Source organism: Pseudaquabacterium pictum (assembly GCF_005403045.1).
GTDB lineage: Bacteria > Pseudomonadota > Gammaproteobacteria > Burkholderiales > Burkholderiaceae_C > Pseudaquabacterium > Pseudaquabacterium pictum.
The window spans coordinates 11,156-24,423 of the sequence record NZ_BJCL01000021.1; the positions used below are offsets into that span (position 1 = coordinate 11,156).

14 protein-coding genes are annotated in these 13,268 nt (G+C 70.8%); 8 read left to right on the plus strand and 6 right to left on the minus strand.

Annotation, left to right across the window (positions count from 1 at the left end):
* Nucleotides 1-72 precede the first annotated feature (72 nt).
* Genes FFT10_RS24665 through glpD form a run of 6 tightly spaced genes read right to left on the minus strand, consistent with a single transcriptional unit; the run spans nt 73 to nt 5,745 of the window.
* Nucleotides 73-381, minus strand: coding sequence for a DUF2160 domain-containing protein (locus tag FFT10_RS24665; protein WP_137735549.1), 309 nt, complete (start codon nt 379-381; stop codon nt 73-75).
* Complete coding sequence (locus FFT10_RS24670) at nt 381-1,193, minus strand: carbohydrate ABC transporter permease (protein WP_137735550.1); 813 nt, start codon at nt 1,191-1,193, stop codon at nt 381-383. The genes FFT10_RS24665 and FFT10_RS24670 overlap by 1 nt, the downstream gene beginning before the upstream one ends.
* The gene (locus tag FFT10_RS24675) at nt 1,186-2,073 is read right to left on the minus strand and encodes a carbohydrate ABC transporter permease (protein WP_137735551.1); all 888 of its coding nucleotides are present in this window, start codon (nt 2,071-2,073) and stop codon (nt 1,186-1,188) included. Before FFT10_RS24675 ends, FFT10_RS24670 begins: the two co-directional genes overlap by 8 nt.
* Nucleotides 2,070-3,104, minus strand: coding sequence for an ABC transporter ATP-binding protein (locus tag FFT10_RS24680; protein WP_137735552.1), 1,035 nt, complete (start codon nt 3,102-3,104; stop codon nt 2,070-2,072). The genes FFT10_RS24675 and FFT10_RS24680 overlap by 4 nt, the downstream gene beginning before the upstream one ends.
* On the minus strand, nt 3,104-4,153 hold the full coding sequence (locus FFT10_RS24685; RefSeq protein ID WP_137735553.1) for an ABC transporter ATP-binding protein: 1,050 nt from the start codon (nt 4,151-4,153) through the stop codon (nt 3,104-3,106). Before FFT10_RS24685 ends, FFT10_RS24680 begins: the two co-directional genes overlap by 1 nt.
* Complete coding sequence (gene glpD, locus FFT10_RS24690) at nt 4,144-5,745, minus strand: glycerol-3-phosphate dehydrogenase (RefSeq protein ID WP_137735554.1); 1,602 nt, start codon at nt 5,743-5,745, stop codon at nt 4,144-4,146. The genes FFT10_RS24685 and glpD overlap by 10 nt, the downstream gene beginning before the upstream one ends.
* 176 nt (nt 5,746-5,921) lie before the next feature.
* Here glpD and FFT10_RS24695 point away from each other — a divergent pair, with 176 nt between their 5' ends.
* The 8 genes from FFT10_RS24695 (at nt 5,922) to FFT10_RS24730 (ending at nt 13,219) form a co-directional block, all read left to right on the plus strand.
* Entirely contained in the window at nt 5,922-6,764 is an 843-nt protein-coding gene (locus FFT10_RS24695; RefSeq protein ID WP_137735555.1) for a DeoR/GlpR family DNA-binding transcription regulator, read from the plus strand.
* Nucleotides 6,761-8,254 (plus strand): glycerol kinase GlpK, encoded by a 1,494-nt coding sequence (glpK, locus tag FFT10_RS24700; RefSeq protein ID WP_137735556.1) that lies wholly within the window; start codon nt 6,761-6,763, stop codon nt 8,252-8,254. Before FFT10_RS24695 ends, glpK begins: the two co-directional genes overlap by 4 nt.
* A gap of 16 nt (nt 8,255-8,270) precedes the next feature.
* Nucleotides 8,271-9,071, plus strand: a complete 801-nt coding sequence (locus FFT10_RS24705; protein WP_137735557.1) for an MlaE family ABC transporter permease — start codon at nt 8,271-8,273, stop codon at nt 9,069-9,071.
* A 7-nt stretch (nt 9,072-9,078) separates the two neighbouring features.
* On the plus strand, nt 9,079-10,074 hold the full coding sequence (locus FFT10_RS24710) for an MlaD family protein (RefSeq protein WP_137735558.1): 996 nt from the start codon (nt 9,079-9,081) through the stop codon (nt 10,072-10,074).
* A complete protein-coding gene (locus tag FFT10_RS24715) occupies nt 10,071-10,754 on the plus strand; it encodes a hypothetical protein (RefSeq protein ID WP_228027300.1) in 684 nt (227 codons plus the stop codon). The genes FFT10_RS24710 and FFT10_RS24715 overlap by 4 nt, the downstream gene beginning before the upstream one ends.
* Before the next feature lie 127 nt (nt 10,755-10,881).
* Nucleotides 10,882-11,952: an MBL fold metallo-hydrolase gene (locus FFT10_RS24720; protein ID WP_228027301.1), complete on the plus strand. Its 1,071-nt coding sequence runs from the start codon at nt 10,882-10,884 to the stop codon at nt 11,950-11,952.
* A gap of 95 nt (nt 11,953-12,047) precedes the next feature.
* Nucleotides 12,048-12,896, plus strand: a complete 849-nt coding sequence (locus tag FFT10_RS24725; RefSeq protein WP_137735560.1) for a MipA/OmpV family protein — start codon at nt 12,048-12,050, stop codon at nt 12,894-12,896.
* 23 nt (nt 12,897-12,919) lie between these two features.
* On the plus strand, nt 12,920-13,219 hold the full coding sequence (locus FFT10_RS24730; protein ID WP_137735561.1) for a hypothetical protein: 300 nt from the start codon (nt 12,920-12,922) through the stop codon (nt 13,217-13,219).
* Nucleotides 13,220-13,268: the final 49 nt, after the last annotated feature.

Genomic DNA, 13,268 nt, shown 5'->3' on the forward strand with positions numbered 1-13,268 from the left:
GTACTTCCCTCTGGTGTGCTGGAACGGCCCGCTGGGAAGGGTGGCGGGCCGCCGACTTGCTGGGTGCGGACGCTAGCCCTTGCGCATGACAAGGGCCAGCAGGGCCATGGAGGCCACGAAGCTGAACCAGATCGACGGCTCGCTCTCGAGGCTGAACCAGTCGATCATCTTTTCGCTGACCGCCACGAAGGCCAGGTTCAGCCAGGCGGCGCTGAGCAGGCCGATGAACAGGCGGTCGCCGCGGGTGGTGGCGATCGGCAGGAAGCCGCGCCGCTCGGTGGTGGGCTGCTTGATCTCCCACACCGTCATGCCGATCAGCATCAGCACGATGCTGATGAAGAAGACGGCGACGGGCAATGTCCAGGCCATCCAATCGAACATCACACTCTCCCCATGGCGAAGCCCTTGGCGATGTAGTGCCGGACGAACCAGATCACGATGGCACCGGGCACGATGGTGAGCACGCCTGCTGCCGCGAGAACGCCCCAGTCCATGCCCGAGGCGCTGACCGTGCGCGTCATCGTCGCGACGATGGGCTTGGCGTTCACGCTCGTCAAGGTGCGGGCCATCAACAGTTCCACCCAGCTGAACATGAAGCAGAAGAACGCGGCCACGCCCACGCCGGCCTTGATCAGCGGGATGAAGATGGTGACGAAGAAGCGCGGGAAGCTGTAGCCGTCGATGTAGGCGGTCTCGTCGATCTCGCGCGGGATGCCGCTCATGAAGCCTTCGAGGATCCACACCGCCAGCGGCACGTTGAACAGCAGGTGCGCCAGGGCCACGGCGATGTGGGTGTCCATCATGCCCAGCGTGGTGTAGAGCTGGAAGAACGGCAGCAGGAACACCGCCGGTGGCGTCATGCGGTTGGTCAGCAGCCAGAAGAACACATGCTTGTCGCCGAGGAAGCGGTAGCGGCTGAAGGCATAGGCCGCCGGCAGTGCCACGCCCACCGAGATCACCGTGTTGATGGCCACGTAGATCATCGAGTTGATGTAGCCCGAGTACCAGCTCTCGTCGGTGAGGATGGTGCGGTAGTGCTCCAGCGTGAAATCGCGCGGCCACAGGCTGAAGACGGCGAGGATCTCCTCGTTCGTCTTGAAGCTCATGTTGACCATCCAGTACACCGGCAGGATGGCGAACACCAGGTAGGCGATCAGGAAGATCACCCGCTTCTTGAAGCGGCGCTCATCCATGTTGACCCTCCTGCGCCTTGTCGGCCGTGCCCACGCGCTGCATCCAGTTGTAGAGGATGAAGCTCAGCGCCAGGATGATCAGGAAGTAGATCAGCGAGAACGCCGCCGCCGGGCCGAGGTCGAACTGGCCCACCGCCTTCTGCGTCAGGTACTGGCTCAGGAAGGTGGTGGCGTTGCCGGGCCCGCCGCCGGTCAGCACGAACGGCTCGGTGTAGATCATGAAGCTGTCCATGAAGCGCAGCAGCACCGCGATCACCAGCACGCCGCGCAGCTTGGGCAGCTGGATGTAGCGGAACACCGCGAACTTGCTGGCGCCGTCGATGCTGGCAGCCTGGTAGTAGGCATCGGGGATGGCGCGCAGGCCGGCAAAGCACAGCAGCGCCACCAGCGGTGTCCAGTGCCACACATCCATCAGCAGCACCGTGAGCCAGGCATGGGTGGGGTTGCCGGTGTAGCTGTACTCGATGCCCAGCCCCGCCAGCGCGGCGCCCATCAGGCCGATGTCGGCACGGCCGTAGATCTGCCAGATGGTGCCGACCACGTTCCAGGGGATCAGCAGCGAGATGGCCACGGTGACCAGCACCGCGCTGCTCTGCCAGCCCTTGGCCGGCATGGCCAGCGCCAGCGCGATGCCCAGCGGGATCTCCACCGCCAGCACCGCCAGCGAGAACGTGATCTGCCGCAGCAGCGCGCCCTGCAGGTCTTCATCCCGCATCACCGCCTTGAACCACTCGGTGCCGACGAAGACGCGCCGCTCGGGGCTGATGATGTCCTGCACCGAGTAGTTGACCACCGTCATCAGCGGCAGGATGGCCGAGAAGGCCACGCACAGCACCACCGGCAGGATCAGGAACCAGGCTTTCTGATTCACCGGTTTCATGCCACCAACTCCTCGGCATCGTTGTAGAAGCAGGTGTGCGGGTTCAGCAGGCCCAGCCACACGCTGTCGCCGGCCGAGGGCACGGCCTGTTCGGGCCGCAGGCGGGCGCGCACCACGCTGCCGTCGGCCAGGGCGGCGGTCAGCAGCCAGTAGGTGCCGATGTCCTGCACCTGGCGCACGGTGGCCGGCAGGGCGCCTGCGGCCTGCGGGTCGGCCAGGGCCACGTACTCGGGCCGCACGCCCAGGGTCTTGGCGCCAGCCGGGCTGCCGGGCAGCAGCTGCGCCGGCAGGAAGTTCATGCCCGGCGAGCCGATGAAGTGGCCGACGAAGGTGTGCTGCGGCCGCTCGAACAGATCGGACGCGCTGCCCACCTGCACCGCGCGGCCACGGGTCATCACCACCACCTGGTCGGCGAAGGTCAGCGCTTCCACCTGGTCATGCGTCACATAGACCAGCGTGAGCTTCAACTCCTGGTGGATCTGCTTGAGCTTGCGGCGCAGCTGCCACTTCAGGTGCGGGTCGATCACCGTCAGCGGTTCGTCGAACAGCACGGCCGACACATCCTCGCGCACCAGGCCACGGCCCAGGCTGATCTTCTGCTTGGCATCGGCCGCCAGGCCGGCGGCGCGGGTGTTGAGCTGGCCGCTGAGTTCCAGCATCTCGGCGATCTTGCCGACGCGCTGTCGGATCTTGTCAGCCGGCACGCCGCGGTTGCGCAGCGGAAAGGCCAGGTTCTCGGCCACCGTCATGGTGTCGTAGATCACCGGGAACTGGAACACCTGGGCGATGTTGCGCTGCTGTGGCGTCCTGGTGTTCATCGTCTCGCCGTTGAACTTCACCGTGCCATGCGACGGCGCCACCAGGCCCGAGATGATGTTGAGCATGGTGGTCTTGCCGCAGCCCGACGGGCCCAGCAGCGCATAGGCGCCGCCATCGGCAAAGGTCATCTTCAGCGGCAGCAGCGCGTAGTCACCATCCGCCTGCGGGTTGGGCTTGTAGCTGTGCGCCAGGTCCAGGTCGATGCGGGCCATCAGCGTTGCCCTCCGCGTTCCGGCGCGCGCAACAGGCGGCCGTCGGCGCCGAACACATGCACGGCAGCCGGGTCCAGGTGCAGCGTGATGGCCGCGCCCAGGTCGAAGAAATGCACGCCGGTCAGCTGGGCCACCAGCTCGCCGGCGGCGGTGTGCACATGCACGAAGGTGTCGCTGCCCGAGATCTCGGCCAGCTCCACCGTGCCGGGCAGGGCGATGTCGCCCGCGCGGGCCTGCACCCGCAACGCGCTGGCGCGCAGGCCGATGGTGGCATCGGCCGGGGCGCTGCCCGCGGGCAGACCGAGCCGTGCCGCACCCTGGTCCAGCAGGTTCATCGGCGGATCGCTGAAGGCCTTGGCCACGCGGATGCTGGCCGGGCGGTGGAAGACCTCGGCCGTGGGGCCGTACTGCAGCAGTTCGCCGGCATCCATCACGGCCGTCCAGCCGCCCAGCAGCAGGGCCTCGGTGGGCTCGGTGGTGGCATAGACCACGGTGGAGTTGCCGGCGGCGAACAGCGCCGACAGCTCCTCGCGCAGTTCCTCGCGCAGCTTGTAGTCGAGGTTGACCAGCGGCTCGTCCAGCAGCATCAGCGGCGCATCCTTGGCCAGCGCGCGGGCCAGGGCCACCCGCTGCTGCTGGCCGCCGGACAGCTCGGCCGGCAGGCGCTGGAGGAACGGATCGATGTGCAGCTTGTCGGCCAGGGCCTGCACCCGCTGGTTGATGGCCGCGGCATCCATCCCGCCGCGCAGCTTCAGCGGCGAGGCGATGTTGTCGAACACCGTCATCGACGGGTAGTTGATGAACTGCTGGTAGACCATGGCCACATTGCGCTGGCGCACCGGCAGGCCGGTGACGTCGACACCATCGACGGCCACGCGGCCGCGGCTGGGCACGTCCAGCCCGGCCATCAGCCGCATCAGCGTGGTCTTGCCGGCTTGCGTGGCGCCCAGCAGCACCGTCACCGTGTCGGGCTGCAGCTGCAGGTTCAGCGGGTACAGGTGCGTGGCCGCGCCCACCTGGTGCTGCAGGTCGGTCAGCGTCAGCTGCATGCGGCCTCCGCCTGGGTGGCGGGCGCGCCGTAGCGCGCCGCCCACCACTGCACCACCTGGGCCTGCTCGGCCGGGCTGTAGTGCAGGCCCAGCTTGCTGCGGCGCCACAGCACATCGTCGGCGCTGCGCGCCCATTCATGGTCGTGCAGGTAGATCAATTCAGACTCGTAGAGATCGGGCGCCACCTCGGCGCCCAGGGCGCCGCCGGCCAGCACCTGGTCGACCAGGCCGCCGTAGCAGCGCGCCCAGCGCTGCAGCAGGCGGGCCGGCAGCTGCGGATGGCGGCGCCCCAGTTCGGCGATGAAGCGTGCGATGTCCAGGTCGGGCCGCTGGGCCGGGCCGATCCAGGCCGACAGGTCGCCGCCGGGCAGCAGGGCCGGCGCGGTCCAGGCCGGGCGCTGCTCGCCCATGCGCTGCACCAGGCCGTCGGCGGCCTCTTCTGCCAACTTGCGGAAGGTGGTGATCTTGCCGCCCCACACCGTCAGCAGCGGTGCGGCGGCACCGACGCCGCCATCGAACTCCAGCAGGTAGTCGCGCGTCACGGCCGAGGCATCACCCGAGGCGTCGTCCAGCAGCGGCCGCACGCCGGCATAGGCCCACACCACGTCGGCCGGGCGCACCGGCTTGGCGAAGTAGCGGCTGGCCTGGTCGCAGAGGTAGGCGGTCTCGTCGGCGTCGATGCGGGCGGCATCGGGCGCGCCCTGGATCTCGACATCGGTGGTGCCGATCAGGGTGAAGTCGCCCTCGTAGGGGATGGCGAAGATGATGCGCTTGTCGGGGTTCTGGAAGATGTAGGCGTGGTCGTGGTCGAACAGCTTCTTGACCACGATGTGGCTGCCCTTGACCAGGCGCAGCGACCGGGCGCTGGTCTGGCCGGCGCGCTCGCGCAGGAACTCGCCCGTCCACGGCCCGGCGGCATTGACCAGGGCGCGGGCCTGCACCTGCAGCGGCGCGCCACCGGCCGGTTGCAGCGTGGCCTGCCAGCCCTGCGCGGTGCGGCGGGCCGATTCGCAGCGAGTTTGGGTGAGGATGGTGGCGCCGCGGGCTTGCGCGTCCAGCGCGTTCAGCACCACCAGGCGGGCGTCGTCCACCCAGCCGTCGCTGTAGACGAAGCCGCGGGTGTAGCCTGGCTTCAGCGGCGCGCCGGTGGCGTGGCTGCGCAGGGCCACCGTGCCGCTGGCGGGCAACCATTCGCGCTTGGCCAGGTGGTCGTAGAGGAACAGGCCGATGCGCACCATCCACACCGGGCGCATCGACGGATCGTGCGGCATCACGAAGCGCAGCGGCCACATGATGTGCGGCGCGCTCTTGAGCAGCAGCTCGCGCTCGGCCAGCGCCTTCCTCACCAGGCTGAACTCGTAGTACTCCAGGTAGCGCAGGCCACCGTGGATCAGCTTGGTGGACGACGACGAGGTGTGGCGCGCCAGGTCGTCCTGCTCGCACAGCAGCACCCGCAGGCCACGGCCGGCCAGGTCGCGCGCGATGCCGGCGCCATTGATGCCGCCGCCCACCACCAGCACGTCCACGGATGTGGACACGGGGCGGGGCGGCTGGCCGGCGGGGTCGGACGGATGGGGCGCTGACATCAGCATGGTGGTGGCGACCGGCGCAAAGCGCGCGGGCTGGTTGTTCGTTTGAGCGCTGTATTGTTCGCTATTGTTCGTTTGTAGCCCAAGTGCTGCGCGAAACGCAATCCGGTTAACCCTGATCCGGCCGCCGGCGGCATCCCGTACGCTTGCAGCAGACAGGCTGCGCACCGCTTTCCACCATGCTGATTCCCAACCCCCGCCAGGCCGGCGTGCTGGAGGCCGTGCGCGCCCAGGGCTCGGCCACCGTCGAAGCCCTGGCCGAGCGTTTCGGCGTGACGCTGCAGACGGTGCGCCGCGATGTGAAGCTGTTGTCCGATGCCGGGCTGCTGGCGCGCTTCCATGGCGGCGTGCGGCTGCCGGCCAGCACCACCGAGAACATCGCGTACCGCCAGCGCCAGGCGCTGAATGACGATGCCAAGCGCCGCATCGCCCAGGCGGTGGCGGCCCAGGTGCCCGAGGGCTGCAGCCTGATCCTGAACATCGGCACCACCACCGAGGCCATCGCCCGCGCGCTGGTGCACCACCGCGGCCTGCGGGTGGTGACCAACAACCTGAACGTGGCGGCCATCCTCAGCGACAACGCCGACTGCGAGGTGATCGTGGCCGGCGGCCTGGTGCGCAGCCGCGACCGCGGCATCATCGGCGAGGCCACCGTGGAGTTCATGGCCCAGTTCCGCGTCGACATCGGGCTGATCGGCATCTCCGGCATCGAGGCCGACGGCACGCTGCGCGACTTCGACGTGCGCGAGGTGAAGGTGGCGCAGGCCATCATCCGCGCCAGCCGCCAGGTCTGGCTGGCCGCCGACCACAGCAAGTTCGACCGCCCGGCGATGGTGGAGGTGGGCCGGCTCGATCAGGTCGACCGCCTGTTCACCGACCGCGCGCCGCCGCCGCTGTTCGCCAGCCTGCTGGAAGACGCCGGCGTGCAATACAGCCTGGCCGATGCGGCGCCCAACGACAACGGCGCCCCTGAACTTGACACGCCGGACACACCGGCCGACGACACTGGAGACACACCATGACCTACCTGCTCGCCCTGGACCAGGGCACCTCCAGCTCGCGCAGCATCGTCTTCGACGCCGACGGCCGCACCGTGGCCATGGCCCAGCGCGAATTCCGCCAGATCTACCCCCAGCCCGGCTGGGTGGAGCATGACCCCGAGGACCTCTGGCAGACCCAGCTCGCAACGGCCCGCGAAGCCCTGGCCAAGGCCGGCATCACCGCGGCACAGGTCAAGGCCATCGGCATCACCAACCAGCGCGAGACCACGGTGGTGTGGAACCGCCGCACCGGCGTGCCCATCCACAACGCCATCGTCTGGCAGGACCGCCGCGGCGAGCCGCTGTGCGCCCAGCTGCGCGCCCAGGGCCATGCCGAGACCATCCGCCAGAGCACCGGCCTGGTGGTCGATGCCTACTTCTCGGCCACCAAGATCCGCTGGATCCTCGACCACGCGCCCGGCGCCCACATCGCCGCCGCGCATGGCGATCTGGCCTTCGGCACGGTGGACAGCTGGCTGCTGTGGAAGCTGACCGGCGGCCGGGTGCATGCCACCGACGTGAGCAATGCCGCCCGCACCATGCTGTTCGACATCCGCCACAACGTCTGGGACCACGAGCTGCTGAAGCTGCTGCACGTGCCCGACAGCCTGCTGCCCGCGGTGCACCCCAGCAGCCATGTCTTCGGCGAGACCGATGTGGCCCTGCTGGGCGCATCCATCCCGGTGGCCGGCATGGCCGGCGACCAGCAGAGCGCGCTGTTCGGCCAGGCCTGCTTCTCGGCTGGGCTGGCCAAGAACACCTACGGCACCGGCTGCTTCATGCTGATGCACACCGGCGCCCAGTTCCGCGCCAGCCAGAACGGCCTGATCACCACCGCCGCCGCCCAGCCTGACACCACGCCGGGCTATGCGCTGGAGGGCAGCGTGTTCATCGGCGGCGCGGTGGTGCAGTGGCTGCGCGACGGACTGCGCGCCATCAGCAGCAGCAGCGAGGTGCAGGGCCTGGCCGAGAGCGTGCCCGATGCCGGCGGCGTGCTGTTCGTGCCCGCCTTCACCGGCCTGGGCGCGCCCTACTGGGACACCAACGCCCGCGGCACCATCACCGGCCTGACCCGCGGCAGCACCGTGGCCCATATTGCCCGCGCGGCGCTGGAGAGCATCGCCTTCCAGAGCGCGGCCCTGCTGCAGGCGATGAGCCGCGACGCAGTGGCCGGTGGCGGCACGCCGGTGGCCGAGCTGCGGGTGGACGGCGGCGCCTGCGTCAACAACTTGCTGATGCAGTTCCAGGCTGATCTGCTGGGCATCCCGGTGGTGCGGCCGCAGGTCACCGAGACCACGGCGCTGGGCGCGGCCTACCTGGCCGGCCTGGCCACTGGCGTCTACAAGAGCCTGGATGAGCTCTCGGCGCTGTGGCAGGTGGAGCGGCGCTTCCACCCCACGCTGCCGCGAGAGCGCGCCGAGGCGCTGATGGCCGACTGGGCGCATGCGGTGCGCCAGGCCAGCGCGGCATGACGGCAGCCGCCCCGGCATGAACCGCAGCCGGCCAGCCCTGCCCGGCCTGGGCGCCCTGCGCCCGGCTTTGCAGTGGGCCGCGGGCTGGTGGCAGATCCTGCACCTGGGCGCCGTGATGGGCGTGCTGGCGCTGTCGGCCAGCGGCCGGCGGCAGGCGCGGCACACCGGCTTGGCCGCCCAGCTGGTGCGCGCCAGCGGGCCGATGCTGCTGGGCTTCACCCTGGCCACGGCGGTGTTGAGCCTGGTGATCATCCGCATCGTCATCGTCACCGCGCACAGCTACGGCCTGTCGCAATACGCGCTGGAGATGGTGGTGCGGGTGCTGGTGCTGGAGCTGATCCCGCTGGCCGCGGCGCTGTTCGGCGCGCTCAACGCCACGCTGCCGATGGCCGACGAGGTGGCCACGCTGCGCCGGCGCGGCCAGTTCGCGGCGCTGCAGCAGCAGGGGCTGGACCCGCTGGCCACCCTGGTGCTGCCACGGCTGCTGGCCGGGCTGTTCGCCGTGCTGCTGCTGGCGGCGCTGAGCTGCGTGGTCACGCTGGTGCTGGCCTATGTGTCGGCCCACGGCTTCGGCCTGGGCGGCTTCGAGCGCTACACCCGCACCGTGGGCCGGGTGTTCAGCCCGTCGGTCACGCTGATCTTTTGCGGCAAGGTGTTCCTGCTGGGCTCGGCCGTGGCCTGGATCCCGCTGGTGACGGTGCTGCAGAACCCGGCCAGCCGCCGCTCGCGCGCCAGTGCCGAGCTGCAGGGCCTGGTGCGGCTGTTCCTGGTGGTGCTGGCCATCGAGGCCGCGGCCCTGGTCGGCAACTACTATTGACTGGCCCATGCCTGCCCCCGACACCCCGCCCCTGCCCGACACCGACCTGCCGGCCGTGCCCCACCTGCAGGCCAAGGCCGCGGGTCTGCTGCTGCTGATGGCGCTGCTGTTGAGCGGCGCCGTGGCCTACCTGCTGTATGCCCGCGGCGCCTTCGAGCCCACCCAGCGCCTGGTGCTGGTGGCCGACGATGCCGAGGGCGTCAGCGTCGGCATGGACCTGACCTTCTCCGGCTTCCCGATCGGCCGGGTGCGTGACATCGAGCTGTCGCCCGAGGGCAATGCCCGCATCCTGGTCGACGTGCCGGAGAAGGATGCGCGATGGCTGCGCACCAGCAGCATCTTCACCCTGGTGCGCGGCGTGGTGGGCAACACCAACCTGCGCGCCTACAGCGGCCAGCTGACCGATCCGCCGTTGCCCGACAACGCCGAGCGCAAGGTGCTGGCCGGCGACGCCATGGCCGAGCTGCCGCAGATGGTGGCCGCGGTGCGCGAGCTGGTGCAGCGCGCCAGCGCCCTGGCCGCGCCCGACGGCGCGCTGGCCGGCAGCCTGTCCAACCTGCAGGCCGCCACCGACCAGCTCAAGGGCCCGCGCGGCGCGCTGGGCGTGCTGATGGGCAACGAGGCCGACGCCAAGAAGTTGCTGACCACGCTGGACCGCACCAACGCCCTGCTGCTGCGCGCCGATGCGCTGGCCGCCAGCCTCGACCGCCTGGCCGGCAAGACCGATGCGCAGGTCTTCGGCGCCCAGGGTCTGCTGCCCGAGACCCGGGCCACGGTGCTGCAGCTCAACGCCCTGCTGGGCGATGCCCGCGCCACGCTGACGCGGGTGGACGGCGTGCTGGCCGAGGCCCAGGGCATCGCCAGCAACACCCGCGCCGCCACGGTCGACCTGGGCACCCTGCGCACCGAGGTGGAGGCCAGCTTGCGCAAGGTGCAGCAGCTGGTCGACGAGGTCAACCGCAAGTGGCCCTTTGCCCGCGATGCCGAGGTGAAACTGCCGTGAGCAAGTTCGCCGCGCGCCTGACCGCTGCCCTGCCCCTGGCCGCGCTGCTGGTCGGTTGCGCCAGCGGCCCGCCGCCACCCGACTGGCAGCAGGCCGCCCGCGGCGCGCTGGACCTGGCGGTGGCGGCCGACCTGCGCGGCGACAGCCGCATCGCCGCGCTGGAATTCGACCGCGCCCGCGCCGAGATCGCCCGCACCGGCCGGCCCGACCTGTTGGCCCGCGCCGAGCTGCTGCGCTGCGCCGCCCAGGTGGCCAGTCTGCAGCTGGGCGCCTGCGCCGGCTTCGAGCGGCTGCGCGCCGATGCCGCGCCGGCCGAGCTGGCCTATGCCGACCACCTGGCCGGCCGCCTGGCCGCGGCCCAGGCGCCGCTGCTGCCACCGGCGCAGCAGGCGGTGGTGGCGCTGGGCCCGGCGCCGGCCGATGCCGCGGCAGCTGCCACGCTGCAGGCGCTGGCCGATCCGCTGTCGCGCCTGGTGGGCGCGACCGTGCTGCTGCAGGCCGGCCAGGCCGGTCCGGTGGTGGTGCAGGCGGCGGTGGACACCGCCTCGGCCCAGGGCTGGCGCCGGCCGCTGCTGGCCTGGCTGGGCCTGCAGCAGCAGCGGGCGCTGCAGGCGGGCGATGCCGAGGCGGCGGCGCGGCTGGCGCGGCGCATCGCGCTGGTGGGCAGCGGCGGGCGCTGAACAGCCCGGGCCCGGCGGGGCCTGGCTGGCCTGTGGAGAATGCCGGCGCGGCGCCTGCTGCGCCGCCCGCAGACCGCCCATGCCCGCCTCGCCTGCCCGTCGCTCACGCCGCCCAGCCTGGTTGTCCGTGGGCGGGCTCGTCGCCACACTGGCCTTGCTGACTGGCTGCGCCTCACCCAACACGGCCTTCGATCCCGCCAAGCCGCACCACCGGCCCGACGGCTTCGCCAACCAGCACCCGTCGCCGCACGGCGCGCCGGAGGGCAGCTTCTGGCGCTGGCAATGGGAGCGCTGGTGGGCCGATCTGCCGGCTGACCGGCCGGAGCGCGTGGCCCGCGCCGTGCCCGATGCCGGGCTGCTGCGCCAAAACCGCGGCGATCTCACCGTCACCTGGCTGGGCCATGCGACGGCGCTGTGGCAGGTGGGCGGGCTGAACATCCTGACCGACCCGCACCTGAGCCAGCGCGCCTCGCCGGTGTCCTTCGCCGGCCCGCAGCGGCTGACGCCGGCACCGCTGGCCATCGACCAGCTGCCGCGCATCGACGTGGTGCTGATCAGCCACAACCATTACGACCACCTGGATGTGGCCACGGTGCGTGCGCTGGCGGCCCAGCCAGGCGGGCCGCCGCTGTTCCTGGTGCCGCTGGGCGTGGAGCGATGGATGGCCGACGAGGGCATCACCCGCACCCACCGCATGGACTGGTGGGACCGCCACGAGCTGGCCGCGCCGGGCGGGCCGGTCACGGTGCACTTCGTGCCGGCGCACCACTGGTCCAGCCGCACGCCCTGGGACCGCAGCGCCACACTGTGGGGCGGCTTCGTGCTGCAGACGGCGATGGGCGGCGCCCCGGTCAGCCTGTACTTCGCCGGCGATAGCGGCTACGCGCCCGATTTCGCCGAGATCGGACAGCGCTTCGGCGGCTTCGACCTGTCGATGATTCCGGTGGGCTGCTACCTGCCGCGCTGGTTCATGCGCGCCCAGCATGTCAACGAGGAGGAGGCGGTGCGCATCCACCTGGATGTGAAGAGCCGCCTGTCGATCGGTGTGCACTGGGGCACCTTCCGGCTCTGCGACGATCCGATCGACGCGCCCATCGACGGCCTGCCGGCCGCCCGCGCCCGGCTGGGCGTGCCGGCCGAGGCGTTTGTGCTGCCGGTGCTGGGGCAGACCCGCGTGCTGCGCCGCGCATTGCCCTGAGCCCCGCGCCGGCACCGGCCGCCGGCAGGTGCCCCGTGGCAAGACACCGTGCTGGAAAACTGTCAGGATCTCGCCCTCAAACCCTGGAGTTCAAGATGCGACTGGTTGGTAGCAAATTCTCGTCTCGCGCTGTGGCCGTGGTCTCGGCGGCGATCCTCCTGCTGCCGTTGGCGGCCCAGGCGCAGTCCGGGTCGTCGCTGCCGCTTTGGGAACTGGGCGCCTTCGGCCTGGGTGTGTCGCAACAGGCCTATCCCGGGTCGGACCAGCAGGTCAACCGGGGCCTGGCGCTGCCCTTCTTCGTCTACCGCGGCCGCTTCCTGCGCGCCGATGGCGAGACAGCCGGCCTGCGGGCGATCAAGACGCCGCGCTTCGAGCTGGACATCGGCTTCGCCGGATCGTTCGGCGCGCGCTCGGACGACACCACCGCGCGGCGCGGCATGCCCGACCTGGGCACGCTGGTGGAGTTCGGGCCGCGGGTGAAGTGGAACCTGGGCCAGGCGCCCGGCGGCGGCAACTGGCGGGTGGAGCTGCCGCTGCGCGGCGTGTTCGACCTGGGCGACAGTGCCGCCTACCGCGGCCTGGCCTTCGAACCCCGGCTGGTGTTCGAGCGGCGCACCAGCAGCGGCTGGGCCTATGCCACCAGCGTGGGCGCCATCCTGGCCGACGGCCGCCTGGGCCGCACGCTGTACGGCGTCGACGCGGCCGACGCGCTGGCCGACCGGCCCGCCTATGCGGCCCAGGGCGGCCTGGTGGCCTGGCGGCTGTCGGCCGCGTTCTCGCGCAGCCTGGCGCCCGACTGGCGCTTCTTCGGCTTCGCCCGCCTGGACAGCGTGGCCGGCGCCGCCAACGACGACAGCCCGCTGGTGAAGCGCACCAATGGCGGCTCGGTGGGCATCGGCCTGTCCTACACCTGGTTGCGCTCCGGCCAGCGCGCCAGCGACTGAGTCAGTGCAAATGCAGGGTTGCGGTGGACTTCCTGACCTTCGATCTCACCGAAGTGGACGACGGCGTGTCATCGCTGGAGGCGATGGCATCCACGACAAGTGCGCTGCACGCCGCCGTCATGGGGGAAGTGCAGCGGGTGCTTGACTGGGCATGGCGCCGGTACCCCGCATCCCATGGCCCGGTCGATGATGGGATGGTCTGGGACCACGATCTGCAAGTGACCATCGAGGAAGGCGGATGGCACACGGTGACGCTGACACTGACAGGCAACGCGCGCTTCGTCGAGGAATTCACCGCGACCTTCGCGAACGGCGAGGACTGATCCGCGGGACCGCGCCGCGCCGTTGACGCCGATCGATCGTTGACACCTG

Coding starts and splice junctions, on each gene's coding strand:
- FFT10_RS24710 (WP_137735558.1), top strand. CDS start 9,079: ATGCCTGCCCCCGACACCCCGCCCCTGCCCGACACCGACCTGCCGGCC.
- FFT10_RS24685 (WP_137735553.1), bottom strand. CDS start 4,153: ATGCAGCTGACGCTGACCGACCTGCAGCACCAGGTGGGCGCGGCCACG.
- FFT10_RS24680 (WP_137735552.1), bottom strand. CDS start 3,104: ATGGCCCGCATCGACCTGGACCTGGCGCACAGCTACAAGCCCAACCCG.
- FFT10_RS24665 (WP_137735549.1), bottom strand. CDS start 381: ATGTTCGATTGGATGGCCTGGACATTGCCCGTCGCCGTCTTCTTCATC.
- FFT10_RS24705 (WP_137735557.1), top strand. CDS start 8,271: ATGAACCGCAGCCGGCCAGCCCTGCCCGGCCTGGGCGCCCTGCGCCCG.
- glpK (WP_137735556.1), top strand. CDS start 6,761: ATGACCTACCTGCTCGCCCTGGACCAGGGCACCTCCAGCTCGCGCAGC.
- FFT10_RS24670 (WP_137735550.1), bottom strand. CDS start 1,193: ATGGATGAGCGCCGCTTCAAGAAGCGGGTGATCTTCCTGATCGCCTAC.
- glpD (WP_137735554.1), bottom strand. CDS start 5,745: ATGCTGATGTCAGCGCCCCATCCGTCCGACCCCGCCGGCCAGCCGCCC.
- FFT10_RS24695 (WP_137735555.1), top strand. CDS start 5,922: ATGCTGATTCCCAACCCCCGCCAGGCCGGCGTGCTGGAGGCCGTGCGC.
- FFT10_RS24725 (WP_137735560.1), top strand. CDS start 12,048: ATGCGACTGGTTGGTAGCAAATTCTCGTCTCGCGCTGTGGCCGTGGTC.
- FFT10_RS24675 (WP_137735551.1), bottom strand. CDS start 2,073: ATGAAACCGGTGAATCAGAAAGCCTGGTTCCTGATCCTGCCGGTGGTG.